At 59.1% G+C, this 15513-nt stretch carries 14 protein-coding genes and 1 pseudogene; 11 read left to right on the top strand and 4 right to left on the bottom strand.

Annotated features, from left to right (window positions below):
• Positions 1–46: 46 nt before the first annotated feature.
• From kdgR to C4J88_RS10525, 10 genes are all read left to right on the top strand, one after another.
• Complete coding sequence (gene kdgR, locus C4J88_RS10570; protein WP_124366582.1) at positions 47–829, top strand: DNA-binding transcriptional regulator KdgR; 783 nt, start codon at positions 47–49, stop codon at positions 827–829.
• A 580-nt stretch (positions 830–1409) separates the two neighbouring features.
• Entirely contained in the window at positions 1410–2624 is a 1215-nt protein-coding gene (locus C4J88_RS10565) for a methyl-accepting chemotaxis protein (RefSeq protein WP_124406863.1), read from the top strand.
• A 10-nt stretch (positions 2625–2634) separates the two neighbouring features.
• Entirely contained in the window at positions 2635–3003 is a 369-nt protein-coding gene (locus C4J88_RS10560; protein ID WP_124366580.1) for a response regulator, read from the top strand.
• 16 nt (positions 3004–3019) lie between these two features.
• Positions 3020–3307 carry a lipid asymmetry maintenance protein MlaB gene (locus C4J88_RS10555; RefSeq protein WP_124406862.1) on the top strand — a complete coding sequence of 96 codons (288 nt, stop codon included), beginning with the start codon at positions 3020–3022 and terminating at the stop codon, positions 3305–3307.
• Positions 3308–3348: 41 nt separating this feature from the next.
• Positions 3349–5379, top strand: a complete 2031-nt coding sequence (locus tag C4J88_RS10550) for a chemotaxis protein CheA (protein ID WP_124406861.1) — start codon at positions 3349–3351, stop codon at positions 5377–5379.
• Positions 5380–5408: 29 nt separating this feature from the next.
• On the top strand, positions 5409–7064 hold the full coding sequence (locus C4J88_RS10545; RefSeq protein WP_124362301.1) for a methyl-accepting chemotaxis protein: 1656 nt from the start codon (positions 5409–5411) through the stop codon (positions 7062–7064).
• A 36-nt stretch (positions 7065–7100) separates the two neighbouring features.
• Positions 7101–7640, top strand: coding sequence for a chemotaxis protein CheW (locus C4J88_RS10540; RefSeq protein ID WP_124366576.1), 540 nt, complete (start codon positions 7101–7103; stop codon positions 7638–7640).
• 9 nt (positions 7641–7649) lie between these two features.
• On the top strand, positions 7650–8459 hold the full coding sequence (locus C4J88_RS10535; RefSeq protein ID WP_124362299.1) for a protein-glutamate O-methyltransferase CheR: 810 nt from the start codon (positions 7650–7652) through the stop codon (positions 8457–8459).
• On the top strand, positions 8456–8989 hold the full coding sequence (gene cheD / locus C4J88_RS10530; RefSeq protein WP_124406860.1) for a chemoreceptor glutamine deamidase CheD: 534 nt from the start codon (positions 8456–8458) through the stop codon (positions 8987–8989). Before C4J88_RS10535 ends, cheD begins: the two co-directional genes overlap by 4 nt.
• Positions 8952–10034 (top strand): chemotaxis response regulator protein-glutamate methylesterase, encoded by a 1083-nt coding sequence (locus tag C4J88_RS10525; RefSeq protein WP_124406859.1) that lies wholly within the window; start codon positions 8952–8954, stop codon positions 10032–10034. Before cheD ends, C4J88_RS10525 begins: the two co-directional genes overlap by 38 nt.
• Positions 10035–10599: 565 nt before the next feature.
• On the opposite strand, the pseudogene C4J88_RS10520 reads toward C4J88_RS10525, so the two are convergent.
• From C4J88_RS10520 to C4J88_RS10510, 3 genes and pseudogenes are all read right to left on the bottom strand, one after another.
• A pseudogene (locus C4J88_RS10520) lies at positions 10600–11049 on the bottom strand (SDR family oxidoreductase); the annotation flags it as partial.
• Positions 11050–11132: 83 nt separating this feature from the next.
• A complete protein-coding gene (locus C4J88_RS10515; protein ID WP_256657896.1) occupies positions 11133–12464 on the bottom strand; it encodes an APC family permease in 1332 nt (443 codons plus the stop codon).
• 131 nt (positions 12465–12595) lie between these two features.
• On the bottom strand, positions 12596–12889 hold the full coding sequence (locus C4J88_RS10510) for a hypothetical protein (protein ID WP_124403782.1): 294 nt from the start codon (positions 12887–12889) through the stop codon (positions 12596–12598).
• A gap of 49 nt (positions 12890–12938) precedes the next feature.
• Between C4J88_RS10510 and C4J88_RS10505 the strand changes: the two genes are divergently transcribed.
• Positions 12939–13592, top strand: a complete 654-nt coding sequence (locus C4J88_RS10505) for a beta/gamma crystallin domain-containing protein (RefSeq protein WP_124403781.1) — start codon at positions 12939–12941, stop codon at positions 13590–13592.
• A gap of 957 nt (positions 13593–14549) precedes the next feature.
• Here C4J88_RS10505 and C4J88_RS10500 read toward each other — a convergent pair.
• Positions 14550–15455: a cation diffusion facilitator family transporter gene (locus C4J88_RS10500; protein ID WP_124403780.1), complete on the bottom strand. Its 906-nt coding sequence runs from the start codon at positions 15453–15455 to the stop codon at positions 14550–14552.
• Positions 15456–15513: the final 58 nt, after the last annotated feature.

The following is a 15513-nucleotide window of genomic DNA, read 5'->3' as shown; positions in this document are numbered from 1 at the left end:
TTCGCCAGCGTATATCCTTGGACTTTCCGTTCCCGTTGGAGCCTTCATGGACAACAGCACCATCCAGAACAATGAACTGGTCTCCGCCGTCGGCCGGACCATGGCCGTCCTTGAAGCGCTGGCCGAGCATCCAGAGGAAAGCGGCGTGTCGGAAATCGCGCAGAAACTGGACATGTCCAAAAGCACGGTTTACCGCTTTTTGCAGTCACTCAAGGCCCGCGGCTATGTGGTGCAAGATGCCGAGGATCGCTATCGGCTCAGCGTCCGGCTGTTTGAACTGGGCGCGCAGGCCCTGCCCCACCTGGACATCGTCCGCGAGGCGGAACCGGGCATGCGGCGTATCAACGAACTGACCGGCGAGACCGTGCACTTGGGCATTCTTGACGAAGGCAGCATCGTCTACGTGCACAAGATCGACTCCAAATACAATCTGCGCATGTACTCGCGCATAGGCCGGCGTGCGCCGTTGTACTGCACAGGTATCGGCAAAGTATTGATGGCGTGGCTGGAGCAGCCCGAGTTGATCGCTCATTTGCAGGAAGAAAGTTTCGAGCGCCGCACCGCCAACACACTGACCAGCGTCGAGGCGTATCTGCAAGAACTGGAAGTGGTTCGCGCCCAGGGCTACGCCGAAGACCATGAAGAGTTCGAAGACAACATGCGCTGCCTGGCCGCACCGATCCGCGACCGTTTCGGCCATGTCATCGGTGGCCTGAGCGTGTCATTCCCCTGCTTTCGCTTTCGCGAAGAACTTAAACAGGACTACGTCAACCGGCTGATGGAAACCACGCGGCAGATTTCCAGGCAATTAGGCTGGCATGTGAAGTAGCCGATGCTTTTCGTAAAATAGCCCGGGCCACCAAAGCACCTTGTTGCGGCCCGCGCCTCAGGCCCGTGCCGTCTACTGGACGCAGGTTTTTCTGCATGGCCGACGTGGATTGTTGCAGTGCTGTAATCTCATCTTTCCCTGAAAGAGTGACTAGCCCACTGAGATCGCCCGCTGGCGATCCTGTTATTTAAAATAATCAACTTAAAGAGACGGCAAACACTACGCTTGGTCAACAGCACCGCCAGAATAACGGTAGCAAATAACCGATGCGAGAATAATCAATGCTATAAATATAAAGCCGCTTTGTTACTAACTTTCTGACGCCTCGCCTAAACTTACACTTTGATCTTTTTTATGGTTTTTAATTTGCCTGCCCGATTAATCGGCGAACATCAAGACCTACTCGAACACTAGAACCCTATCCATCTCCTTCTACTTAATACCACCACTATCTCTCTATGGAAGTAATACTATTATCATCAACCGGACGGACGGTATAGCTACAGGCTAAAGCTATTCTAAATACAGCAGATAACCCCTATGTTGTTTATATCCGCAAGACTGTTCAAGGAACGAACTCATGGCCCAGCGTCAATCCAGCCACATCCCCCTTCCTGGTCATCCGCGCTTTCTTTGGTTCGCTTTCATCCCGGTGGTGCCCGCCGTTATATGGACCCTGTTGCAGTCAACCTCTGTGGCCAGCCTGGCGGCCTGCGCGGGACTGGTGCTGATCGGCCTCGGTGCGTGCGCCTGGAGCGCCGGTTCGCAGCGTGACGCGGTGCTGCGAGCCACCGCGTGGGCGCTGGCGGATCAGTCAGGCGCGCAGGCGGCGCATAGCGGCATGGACTCGCGGGCACAGCTCGATGAAGTGTTGCTGGGCGCCATGCCGATCTGGGCCAAGCAGGTGGAAAGCTCGCGCCAGCAGACCGAAGACGCGATTGTGAGCCTGGCCAACCGATTTACCGGGATAGCTGCGCGATTGCAGGACACGGTGCAAGCCTCGCAGCAGGCTGCCGGCGAACTGGACGGCAAGGCCGCCGACGGCGCGCTGGAGGTGCTGGCGCGCAGCGACAGCGAGCTGAGCCAGGTGATCAACTCACTCAAGGCCACTCAAACCAGCCGTGACCAGACGCTCGCCCAAGTACGCAGCCTGACCGCCTATACCGGCGAACTGCGCACCATGGCCGCCGATGTGGCCGCGATCGCCGCACAAACCAACCTGCTGGCGCTCAATGCGGCCATCGAGGCGGCGCGGGCCGGTGAAGCCGGTCGCGGCTTCGCGGTGGTGGCCGATGCGGTGCGCAGCCTGTCGAGCAAATCCAGCGAAACCGGCCAGCAGATGTCGGCCAAGGTCGACATCATCAATAACGCCATCACCCAGTTGGTGCAGGCCGCCTCCAGTAGTGCCGACCAGGACAGCAACTCGGTGGCCGCCTCTGAAAACAGCATTCAATTGGTGCTCGAACGCTTCCAGAACATCACCGGGCGCCTGGCCGACTCCGCCGACCTGCTCAAGCAGGAAAGCCACGGCATTCGTGATGAGATGACCGAAGTACTGGTCAACCTGCAATTCCAGGACCGGGTCAGCCAGATCCTCAGCCACGTGCGAGACAACATGCACGCCTTGCATGAGCACCTTATGCAGACCCGCCAGTCCCCGGACCAGGCCGTGGCCGTCGACGCCCGGCAGTGGCTGGCGCGCATGGAAGCCACCTACGCCACCGATGAGCAACGGCGCACGCACCATGGCGCGGCGTCCGTGCAACAGAATTCTCAAGACATCACGTTTTTTTAAGGAGCCCCTCATGGCGAAGAATGTACTAGTGGTCGACGACTCCAGCAGCGTGCGGCAAGTGGTCGGCATTGCCTTGAAAAGCGCCGGTTACGACGTGATCGAGGCCAGCGACGGCAGGGATGCCCTGAGCAAGCTCAACGGGCAGAAAGTGCACCTGATCATCAGCGACGTGAACATGCCCAACATGGACGGCATCACCTTCGTCAAGGAGGTCAAGAAGCTGGCCAACTATAAGTTCACCCCGATCATCATGTTGACCACCGAGTCCCAGGAATCGAAAAAGGCCGAAGGCCAGGCTGCTGGCGCCAAGGCGTGGGTGGTCAAGCCGTTCCAGCCGGCGCAAATGCTGGCAGCCGTATCCAAACTGATCCTGCCCTGACACCTGGGAGGCCCCCATGCCGATAACGTGCGAAACACTCGACGACACCGCCCGCGTGGGCATTGACGGCGAACTCACGATTTACACCGTGGCCGAACTGGCGAGCGTGTTGCTGCCGCAAATGGGCGTGGCGCCTCGCCTGGAGCTGGACCTGTCACAGGTCACCGAGATGGATGGCGCCGGCTTGCAGTTGCTCGCGGTCATCCAGCGTGAAGCCGGCATTGCCGGCACCGCCTTGAGCGTGACCGGCCAGAGCCAGGCGGTCACCCAGGCGCTTGAACTGTGTCGCAACGCCGCGTTGTAGCCAGCGCTGCCCACTCTCATTGATCGACAAGGAAGGTCCAGGTGAGCATCAATCTCGATCAGGCACAGCAGACATTCATCGTCGAGGCGCGCGAACTGTTGCAGGCCATGGAGCAATCCCTGCTGCAACTGGAAAGCGAGCCCGGCGATCAGGATGCCATCGGCGCGATATTCCGCGCCGCGCACACCATCAAGGGGTCGGCGGGCCTGTTCGGCCTGGCGTCGATCGTGGGGTTCACGCATATCGTCGAAGATGTGCTCGACCGCCTGCGCGACGGCAGTGTAGCGGTGGACGCCGCATTGATCGCGCTGCTGCTCAAGTGCGGCGACCACATGCTCGAACTGATCGATGTGGTCGCCAGCCGCGGTGAGGCGCCCACGCCTGCCGCGCTGGAGCGCGGTGAGGTATTGCGCGAGGCGCTGAGTGCCTATCAGCCGCTGCAGACAGCGACCGCCCGCGTCGAAACCGCGGCGGTGGACGACGCCACGGCGGAGGAAGTGCTTTGGCATATTTCCCTGCGCTTCGGCGTGGATGTCTTTCGCAACGGCATGGACCCGTTGTCCTTCCTGCGCTACCTCGACACCCTGGGCACGCTGTTGCAGGTCACCACCCTGACCGACGGCATTCCGGCCGTGGACAGCTGGGACCCGGAAAGCTGCTACCTGGGGTTCGAAATCGACCTGCGCTCGACGGCCAGCCACGCCACCCTCAACGAAGTGTTCGACTTTGTGCGTGACGACTGTGAAGTCAGCATCAGCGCCGTCGAAGAACCCGGCGACACCCCTGCCTGCCCCGCGACCGAGGTGGCCCCCCGCACTGAATTTGCCCCGCCCGCGCAGCATCGCGTGGCGGCGGCCGGCGAAAAAAACCGGGATGGCAATTACGTGCGGGTCAACGCCGACAAGCTCGACGAACTGATCAACCTGGTCGGCGAGCTGGTTATCGCCAGCGCCGGCGCGAGCCTGCTGGCCCGCTCCTGTAATAACGACCCGCTGCAAGAGGCCACCTCGACGGTATCGGGGCTGGTGGAAGAGATACTCGATGGCGCCTTGCACTTGCGCATGATCCCCATCGGCGACACGTTCAACCGCTTTCGCCGCGTGGTGCGCGATGTCAGCCAGGAATTGGGCAAGGACATCGACCTGATCATCAGCGGCGCGGAAACCGAACTGGACAAGACGGTGGTCGAGAAGATCGGCGATCCGCTGATGCACCTGCTGCGCAACGCCATGGACCATGGTATCGAAAGCGCCGAGGCGCGGCGCGCGGCCGGCAAGTTGACCAGAGGCCACTTGAGCCTCAATGCCTATCATGACTCGGGCAGCATCGTCATCGAAATCGCCGACGACGGCGCCGGGCTCAACCGCGAGCGTATCCTGGCAAAGGCACAGGAACGCGGGCTGGTGGCCAGCGGCGCGGTGCTCACCGACCAGGAGATCTACAACCTGATCTTCGAAGCCGGTTTCTCGACCGCCGAGGCGGTGACCAATCTGTCCGGGCGTGGTGTCGGCATGGACGTGGTCAAGCGCAATATCACGTTGTTGCGCGGCACCGTCGACCTGGACAGCCGTCCCGGCCAGGGCACCGTGGTGCGCATTCGCTTGCCGCTGACCCTGGCGATCATCAATGGCTTCCTGGTCGGCATCGACCAATCCACCTACGTGATTCCGCTGGACATGGTTCAGGAATGCATCGAACTGGATGATCACCAGCGCCATTCCAGCCGCGACCAGGGGTATCTGGACCTGCGTGGCGAAGTGTTGCCGCTGGTGGACCTGCGCCATCACTTCAGCCACGAAGGCCCGGCCGCCCGCCGCCAGAATGTGGTGGTGGTGCGTTACGCCGAGCACAAGGCCGGGCTGGTGGTGGATGACCTGCTCGGTGAGTTCCAGACCGTGATCAAACCCCTGGGCAAGCTGTTCGGCGCACTGCGCGGCATCAGCGGTTCGACCATATTGGGCAGCGGCGCAGTGGCCCTGATCCTGGATATACCGGCACTGCTCAACCAAATCGTACAACTGGAAGCTCGCACGGCCCAGGCGCCTCAGTCGCCCCCGGTCGTCGCTCGCTGACGTATTTGCAATTCCATGGAGGTTCCCCGATGAAATGGTTCTACGATTTGAAAATTTCCACCAAGTTGATCAGCTCATTCCTGGTGGTCCTGGCGCTTACCGCGGCCATGGGCGGCTTCGCCATTCACCAGCTCGGTGCAGTCAATCAGGCGGCCCAGGACATCAAGGGCAACTGGATGCCCTCAATGCGCGCAGCGGCCGGCATGCGCTTTTTTGCGGCCAACTATCGCTTGAAGGAAAACCGCCACATCGGCACCGAGATCGCCGAGGAAAAGGCGCAGGCCGAACGGGAAGCCGACGATGCGCGCCAGCAGTTCGAAACCCGCATGGGCACCTACGAAAAATTGCTGTCCAATGATGAGGACCGCCAGCTCCTGGCCAGCGTGAACAGTGCCTGGTCCGCCTACCTGGCAGCCAGCAAGCAGGTGCTGGAATTTTCCCGGCAGAACCAGGAAGCCCAGGCTCGCGGTTTGCTCAGGGGGGAGTCCAAGACGCATTTCGATGAGGTGACCAGCCGCCTGCAGAAGATGGTCGAACTCAATGACGCCGGCGCCACCGTCGCCGGTGACAAGGGCGCGTCGCTGTATGAAAACGCACGCTTGTCGATCATCGCGGCGCTGGTCGTCGCCCTGTTGATCGGTATTGGCCTGGCCCTGTTCATCGCGCGGATCATTTCCCGCCCGTTGCGACAAGCCGCCACCGCCGCCGGGCAATTGGCCGAAGGCAACCTCAACGCGCACATCGAACCGGGTGCCAAGGATGAAACCGGCATGGTGCTCAACGCCATGCGCAACATGGTCGGCAAGCTGGCGCATATCATCGGTGAGGTGCGCAATGCCGCCGATAACCTGGCCAGTGCTTCCGAGCAAGTCAGCGCCACCGCGCAATCGATGAGCCAGGCCACCAGTGAACAAGCCGCCAGCGTCGAGGAAACCAGTGCGTCGGTCGAACAGATGAGCGCCAGCATCAACCAGAACACCGAAAACGCCAAGGTCACCGATGGCATGGCCAGCAAGGCCGCCAAGGAAGCCACCGAAGGCGGCGAATCGGTACAGCAGACGGTGGTGGCGATGAAGAAAATCGCCCAACGCATCAGCATCATCGATGACATCGCCTACCAGACCAATCTGCTGGCCCTCAACGCCGCCATCGAGGCCGCCCGGGCCGGCGAGCACGGCAAGGGGTTTGCGGTGGTGGCCGCCGAGGTGCGCAAGCTGGCCGAGCGCAGCCAGGTAGCCGCCCAGGAAATCGGCGAACTGTCCTCCAGCAGCGTGGACATGGCCGAGAAAGCCGGCAAGTTGCTCGACGAAATGGTGCCCTCCATCAATAAAACTTCCGACCTGGTGCAGGAAATCAGTGCCGCGTCCGAGGAACAGGCCGCCGGTGTCGCGCAGATCAACACCGCAATGACCCAGCTCAACCAGGTGACCCAGCAAAATGCCTCGAGCAGCGAGGAACTGGCCGCCACCGCCGAAGAAATGAGCAGCCAGGCCGAGCAACTGCAACAGGCCATGAGCTTTTTCGTGCTGGACTCCAGCCCCAAGGCCGCGGTTCAAGGCCGCAGCGCGGACAGCGCCGGCAAGCCTGACCGCCAGCCGCCACGCGCGGAGCAGCAGGCACCGCGCAAAGCCTTCGCCTATAACGTGGCCAGCGCCCCGGACGAATCGGAATTCACCCGTTTCTGATCGCAAGAATCGATGCGGGCTTACAGGGAGAATGACATGGGCGCAGTGATGACTACCCGCCATACCGCCGTCGCGGCAGGCGAGGATGCGCAATACCTGACCTTTATGCTCGGTGGCGAAATGTTCGCCATCGGCATTCTGGGCATCAAGGAAATTATCGAATACGGCAGCCTGACCGTGGTGCCGATGATGCCCGCCTTCGTGCGCGGCGTGATCAACCTGCGCGGCGCCGTGGTGCCGGTGGTCGATCTGTCGGCGCGCTTTGGCCGGCCGAACTCGTCGATCACCCGGCGTTCGTGCGTGATCATCATCGAGGCCATCACCGAAGACGGCCAGCCGCAGGATATCGGGCTGTTGGTCGACACCGTTTCCGCCGTGCAGGAAATCCCGGCGACACAGATCGAACCGCCGCCCAACTTCGGCGCACGCATCCGCGCGGATTTCATCAGCGGCATGGCCAAGGTCGATGGCAAGTTCGTGATTGTGCTTGAGGTGGACAAAGTGCTGTCCATCGACGAGATGTCCAGCCTGGCCGAGACTGGCCAGGCGCTGGCTCTCGACCTCGACGCGCGTTGAGGCTCGATCATGCCAGACACCAGCCCACTCGATGATCGTGAATTCGGCCAGTTCCAGTCCTGGTTGTACCGCGCGGCCGGCATCAACCTGTCGCCCGCCAAGAAAGCCCTGGTGGCCGGGCGGCTGTTCAAACGCCTCAAACACTACGAACTGCAGAGCTACGGCGAGTACTTCAAGCTGATCATGAGCGACCAGCGCAAGGGCGAGCTGCAAGTTGCGCTGGACCTGCTGACCACCAACGAGACCTACTTTTTCCGCGAGCCCAAGCACTTCGACTTCCTGCGCCAGCAGGTGCTGCCCAAGGCGCCGCCGGGCAAACTGTTTCGCGTGTGGAGCGCGGCCAGCTCTTCGGGCGAAGAACCCTACAGCCTGGCGATGACGCTGGCGGAGAACCTGGGCACCACGCCCTGGGAAGTCATCGGCTCGGACATCAGCACCCAGGTGTTGGCCAAGGCACGCAACGGGCATTACTCCATGGAGCGCGCCGGCACCCTGGCCCAGCCGCTGCTGGTCAAATATTGCCTCAAGGGAACAGGGCGCCAGCACGGGACTTTCCTGATCGAAAAGGCCCTGCGCAACCGGGTCAACTTTATCCAGGTCAACCTGAACGAACCGCTGCCCGGCCTGGGCGAGTTCGATGTGATCTTCTTGCGCAACGTGATGATCTATTTCGACCAGCAGACCAAAAGCCAGGTGGTCGCCAGGCTGCTGCCGCTGCTCAAATCCGGCGGTTACTTCATCATCAGCCACTCCGAAAGCCTCAACGGCGTCAACGATACGTTGAAGCTGGTGGCGCCGTCGATTTATCGCAAGCCATGAAAAAGCCTGCCGATGTGGTCGAAGTGGTGCTGGCGCCGGGCCAGGTCAGTTTTGCGACGCGGCCGACACGCTTGCGTACCTTGCTCGGGTCCTGTGTGGCGATCACCTTCTGGCATCCGCAACGGCTGATCGGCGGCATGTGCCATTTCATGTTGCCGGCGCGCTCGCGCAAAGGTCAGCCCCTGGATGGCAAATATGCCGACGAGGCGCTCGAATTGCTGCTGCGCCACGCTCATGCCAACGGCACGCAGGCCCAGGATTATCAGGTCAAGCTGTTCGGCGGCGGCGAGATGTTCCCCGAACAGCCGCGCCCCCTGCCGGCACAGGACGTGGCCAGCCTGAATATTCGCGCAGCGCTGGCCCTGGCCGAGCGCCATCACCTGCACCTGACCGCTCAGGACATGGGCAGTACCGGCTATCGCACTATTGTGTTCGACCTGTGGAACGGCAACGTCTGGGTCCGGCACCAACCAATGGGAACATTCAAAAAAAATGCCTACCAAAAAAATCAGCGTGCTGTTGGTCGATGATTCGGCCGTAGTCCGGCAAGTGCTGCTGGCGATCTTCAACGACACGCCGGACATCCATGTGATGGGCGCCGCGTCCGACCCGATTTTCGCCATGGATAAACTGGCTCGGGAATGGCCAGACGTGATCGTGCTGGATGTCGAAATGCCGCGTATGGACGGCATCACCTTCCTGCGCAAAATCATGAGCGAGCGGCCGACACCGGTGGTGATCTGTTCCTCGCTGACCCAGAAAGGCGCCGAAACCTCCCTGCAGGCATTGTCGGCCGGAGCAGTGGAAATCATCACCAAACCCACCACCGGGCTGAAGAACTTCCTGATCGAATCGGCGGCCGAGCTGGTCGCAGCCATCCGCGCGGCGGCGAACTCCAACGTCAAGAACCTGGGCAAACGAACCGTCCAACCAACACCCGCCCTCGCGCCACCCAGCAAGCTCAGCGCAGATGCAATCCTGCCCGCCGCCAACGGCCACGCCATGGCCCAGACCACTGAGCGCATCGTCGCCATCGGCACCTCCACCGGCGGCACCCAGGCCCTGGAGGCTGTGTTGACTGCTCTACCGAGGGTGTGCCCTGGCATGGTGATCGTGCAGCACATGCCGGAAAAATTCACCGCCTCCTTTGCCGAGCGCCTCAACAGCGTGTGCCAGATCGAAGTGCGCGAAGCGCGCAACAACGACCGCATCCTGCCCGGCCTCGCCCTGATCGCTCCCGGCGGCAAACACCTGATGGTGACCCGCAGCGGCGCCTATTATCACGCCCAGGTCATCGACGGCCCACTGGTCAACCGCCATCGCCCGTCGGTGGACGTGCTGTTCCGCTCGGTAGCCAAATTCGCCGGCAAGAACGCCACCGGCATCATCATGACCGGCATGGGCGACGACGGCGCACGCGGGCTAAAGGAAATGCTCGAAGCCGGCGCCGCCACGGTAGCCCAGGACGAAGCCAGTTGCGTGGTGTTCGGCATGCCCAAGGAAGCCATCAAGCTCAACGCCGCCCAGCGCATCATGGCGTTGGAGAATATTCATCAGGCGATTTTATATAAGTGAGCCTGAGCACCAAAGGTATAGGTGTCTTTACAACTTTGGCTCAAGGTTGAACGCTGAACGCCCGGCAGATAGGGCGATTGTGGCGAGCGGGCTTGTCGAATGTCGCACCGCTCCCGTGGGGCTGCGTGCAGCCCTGGTAAAGCCCTGGATGGTGCTGAATTTCCGGAACGAAAAAAGGACCCGAAGGTCCTGATTTCAATCACTTACAGAATTCAATGGAACTCTGCAGCGCAATATTTGGAGCGGGAAACGAGACTCGTATCTGGCGTCCGACTCATTGAAATCTAAGGGGTTTCTTTTCTTTCCTGGGCAGGAAAAGACTTAATTCTGGACTTGTTTTCTGGGAGTATCAAGGCCTAGAAAGCAGGATCCCGGCTGTGCCGTTTCATCCTGTCCATCGCCATCAGGCGGACAGCATCCAAGCTGACCAGCAAGCGGACGGTACATGGTGTGATGGACAACGGTAACAGCGCTGCTAGTGCCTCTGCGGCATCGCCCCCCCCGTTGGCTGAGCCGCTCAACCAGAAAGTCGCCTACGTCGTCGTTATCGAATGCCTCGCTTCATTTAAAGAATAGGCTTGCCACCTGTCACGCCGTAACGTTCACCGGAGATATAACTGCCCTCATCCGACGCCAGCAGCACATAGATGGGCGAGACTTCGGCTGGCTGGCCGGGGCGCCCCAGCGGCGTATTGCCACCAAAACTCTTCACGGAGTCCTCGGTCATCGTCGATACGATCAATCGCGTCCAGATTGGCCCGGGCGCCACACTGTTGACGCGAATACCGCGCTTGCCGAGCATCTGCGCTAGGCCCGCAGTGAAGTTGGCGATCGCGCCTTTGGTCGCCGCATACGGCAACAGCGTGGGGTTGGGCGCATCGGAATTGACCGAGCTGGTGTTGATGATCGAACTGCCTTGGACCATGTGCGGCAGCGCGGCCTTGCAGATGCGAAACATCGCAGTGACGTTAACGTTAAAGGTCTTTAGCCAATCCTCGTCAGGGATGTCTTCCAGGCCGATAATTGCCTGCTGGCGGTGTTCAAGCCCTAAGGGCACTACAGGGATTTTTCAGCCGGGGATATAGATCAGATGAGTGGTTAGCCTGGGCCTACAGCCGGTGTCGCCAAGCGGTTGCATGCGTACAGCGCCATGCCCAGCAGCATCAGCGCGCCACCGCGCAGCCAGGTGTCCAGGCTTTGCTGGCTGAGCAGGATCAAGCACGAAACAATTGCCAGCACCGGCACCCAGGTCGGCACGCGAAAATGCTGTTCGGTGATGGTGTCGCGGCGCAGTACCAGCACCGCCAGGTTGGTGCTGAGGAACACGAAGAGCAGCAACAGCACGACCGTCTCGGCCAGCGCCGCGAGGGTACCCGTCAAGGTCAGGGCGATGGCCACCAGGGTGCTGGCGATGATCGCGACCCAAGGCGTACGCCGCTTGGGCAGCACGTGCGAAAGTGGCTCCGGCAACAGGCCCATGCGGGCCATGCCATAGGCCAGGCGGCTGGCCATTACCATGGTCAGCAGCGCACCGTTGGCGACCGCCACCAGCGCGATGAAGGCGAAGAGCTGGGGCGGGATGCTCAAGCCCGAGGCACGCACCACTTCGAGCAACGGCGCGGATGTGGCCGTCAGCTTGTCCATCGGCAGCACCACCGAAGCGGCGACACCGACCGCCATATATACGACGCCCGCCGTCACCAGCGCAGCAAACAGCGCACGCGGATACACTTTGCGCACGCCGCGTATTTCTTCGGCCAGGTTGGCCGACGTTTCAAAACCGACGAACGAATAGAACGCCAGCAATGCCGCGCCCAGTACGGCAAGCATCGGGTTGACTCCGGCCTTGAACTCCAGCGCGCGGCCGAGGTTGGCTTCGCCGGACTGTATGCACCAGGCCGCGGCCACCACCACCAACAGCAGCCCGGACAGTTCGACGCAGGTCATGACCATGTTGGCGCCCAGCGACTCCTTGATACCGCGCGCATTCAGAAGCGCTATCACTGCCAGGAATATCAGCGCGGCCAGGTGCGGTGACACCTCGATGAACGCCGCCAGGTAGTCGCCGGCAAACGCCAGGGACAGCCCCGCTGCGCTGGTGACGGCGGCCGCAAGCATGCTGAAGCCGACCAGGAATGAAATCAGCGGTGACTTGAATGCCCTCTCGGCGAACACCGAAGCGGCGCCAGCATGGGGGTACTTGGTCACCAGTTCCGCGTACGAGCCTGCCGTGAGCATGGCAAAAAACAACGCCACCAGCAACGGCACCCAGATCGCCCCACCCACCTCGCCGGCGATGGTGCCGGCCAGTGCATACACACCGGCGCCGAGCACATCGCCGAGGATGAACAGAAACAACATCGGCCCCGTCACGGCGCGGCGCAAGGACGGTTTGGAGGGTGCGCCTTGGGTCAGGCTGGATACGGGCATGGGCGGCTCTGGCGTGGGTTGCAATGAGCGATCATCCGGCGCGGGCCGGCTGACGCAGGGCTATCTACAATGGGAAATGCCCGCGCCGCCAAAGTTCCGTTTTCCGCTGGGAGACCAGCGCAGCGCCTCCGTCAATCGTCGTCGTGCAAATGCGCGTCAGCGCAGGGCAAGCGTCCCGATTCCCCGCCGGCAATCCGTTCCGCCTGATCGATGCCGCGTTTGAGCCCGTCGTGCACGGTCCATTCGGCGCCGGGCAGTTGCCTTGTGCGTTCGACCACGCATTGCCCCGTCGCGGTATAGACGCTGACCAACACTTCGATATCGGCGTCTTCGCGCTCCCGGGCCCTGACTTCGATATGGCAACCGTTTTCCACTTCCTGGGTAAAGCACTCTTCTTCCAGTGCCTTTTCTTGCGCTTTATCCAATTCCCTGCTAGGTTAATATCTGGAAGATTTACTCAAAAAGGAGCGTTATATGAAGGATCAAAAAAATAGCTCAATCGGCGCCACATTTTATCAACAAAAAAATTTCAGTGGTACGCCGCATGAGTATAAAGAAAGGGAAGTAGTTTATGAGCTTCCATCGGAACTGAATGATACTTTTCTCTCTGTTAAAATTGGCAAACAAAGTCTGGTTCATGGATGGCGACACTTTCGGGACTCACAAGCTGATCAAATTTATAAAGTATGGACAGAGTCCACATCGGACATCACTGAAATTCAGGGACTTTCCAAATTTGTTGTGGCACCGAAAAATACGCAACTTCTGTCGATTAAACTAACGAACAGTTCAGAAAACACAGCGCTAGATTATGTTTTCGTCCAGACATATACCATCGATAATCCGGTAAATATTCTTGTAAATGATGATTTCCAGATTGTCGGGCTTATCCCCAATGATGGAAGAATGTATGTCACGTCTGTCATCCTGTTTGATAAAAACAAGGTTCCGATGGAAATTGGCGCAGCCTATTTTATGTATGATGCGCCGACAGATTCTCTAAATTTCATCACTTATCCTGAAACTTTCCCGGCAGGCTGGAAGCTGGTCAAACGAAAGGACTATCGCTTCGAACTTATCATCGAGAATATCAAGGAGAGCAGTAACGGCGTCGCATTTGTCCGTTAAACCTTAATCCCCTTAATCCCCCGCAAGAGAGCAGCGGATTAAGGGGTTTGTCGCATTGGACTGATCCAGTAATTGCAGATAGTTTTTTCGGTTCTCACACCGCTAGCTCTTCCGCCACCATCGGCGAGCGATAGCTCTTGTAACCGTAGCGCCTTGCGCTGTTGCAGTGCACCACATATAGGTTGATGTCTACCGGGGCCTTATACTCCGGGCTATAACCTCTCTAGGGTACCCATTCGGACTTCAAACTGCCAAAAAAGCTCAATCATGCGTTATCCCAACACTGCCCTTTTCGACACATGCGCTGCTTCAGCTTATGTGCTTGCAGTTCAGCCCTGAATTATTTGACTATTGTACTGACAGCCTTGGTGAGAATGAAACGGCACGCCCTCAGGCCGCCCTATCAATTCAACAGCCCTCCGCCTCATTTGCCAGTGCCGCATCGGCGCCCAATGAATACGCCCATCCCGCCATTCGGCCGCAAACGGATCCAAAACTACCGAGCGCGGATCCAGCGCTTACCGAGCTGGATATAGGTGACGTCCGCGAACGGTATTAGCTACGTAAACCTCACGCTCCAGCTCTGCTCAGCCACCAAAGACTCGACGTCTGAAGACTTGTGGGGCCTGCGTTGGCGGCTGGCGATCCCGACCTTCTTCATCAAGCTCAGAGCCATGGAACGCCCCACCTGATGACCTGCACCTCGCAGATCTTCAGAAAGGGAGTTACCTGGTTTTCGTACCACTAACTGGAGTTGTTCATCACCTCCGCCGGTATGACCCATAACCGCCGCTCCAGATCGAACTTGTCGGACAGCACCGACCACAGCTTGCCCGTGCGGACCCGGTCACCAGCAACATCGTAGAAGGTAAACGCACTATCGCTCAAACTCACTCGCATTCCCGCTGATTACGTCCACCTTGCAACTTGCCCACTTCAGTGACGACCACGTAGAGATCAAACAATCCACTTCCGGTCCCCCGTAAAACAAATCGTCAGCCACCGTGCCGAATCTGCGTGGCCCAATCTCGCCGAGATTTCGTCACGTAACGTATCCAGGTTCCCGACCGCTTCCACGTGATAATCAGTCGAGAGCACAATATGGATCTCGATAAATCGCGCTCGCCCATGCTTCTGTACATAAGAAACGTAATGCTCGAAGCCGTACTCGATTTTAATCGCGTCCATCACCTGTCGCACTTTGTTGTCCAATTGGTCTGGCGCCATGCCCAACACATCACGCAAGGCCGGACGTAGTATATTGAAAGCGGGAGGCAATATACTCAGTGCCAGCAAGATCAAAATCAGCGGATCGGCATATACGGCCAAATGACCATAGCCCCGTGACGTGAGCAACAACGCAGTGAGAAAGCTGACAAGCAGTCCTACCGATAACATCGCATCTACCAACCAGCTAATGTTATCGAACTGAATCAGCGTTGATTTAAGCTCACGGTTTCGATAACGGATGTAGAAAAAATAGGCGAACTCGACGACTGTAAACACTGCCGCATAGATGATCAGCATCCCTAATTCAATCTCACGACCGCCGTTGATGAATCCAGACACTCCGTTAAGAAATGCATAGATTGCGATCAAAAACAGAAAGCTGCCTTCGATCAGTAACACCATGGGTTCCAAATGCCAGAAGCCAAACTGGAACCGGTGATTACTTTCCTTGGCGATCAGTTTGGCTGTAATCAGCATTAATACTTTGATAAAGGTTGCAATCAACGAGAAAAAACCATCGAACAGGACGGATTGAGCGCCCGTAACGAAACCAGTAGCAATCCCAGCGATCGCTACTGCTAACATCATGACGGTAGATTGTTGGAGCAACGACTGCTCACTTCGGTTATTCAAGTAACTCTCTCTGTAAAATACCAATTAACTGCTGACTGCGATTACCGCTCAATAGTCT

This window comes from Pseudomonas sp. R4-39-08 (genome assembly GCF_003852275.1).
Lineage (GTDB): Bacteria > Pseudomonadota > Gammaproteobacteria > Pseudomonadales > Pseudomonadaceae > Aquipseudomonas.
Note: the sequence above shows the minus strand (reverse complement) of the source record. Positions and strands in the feature narration are given on the sequence as shown.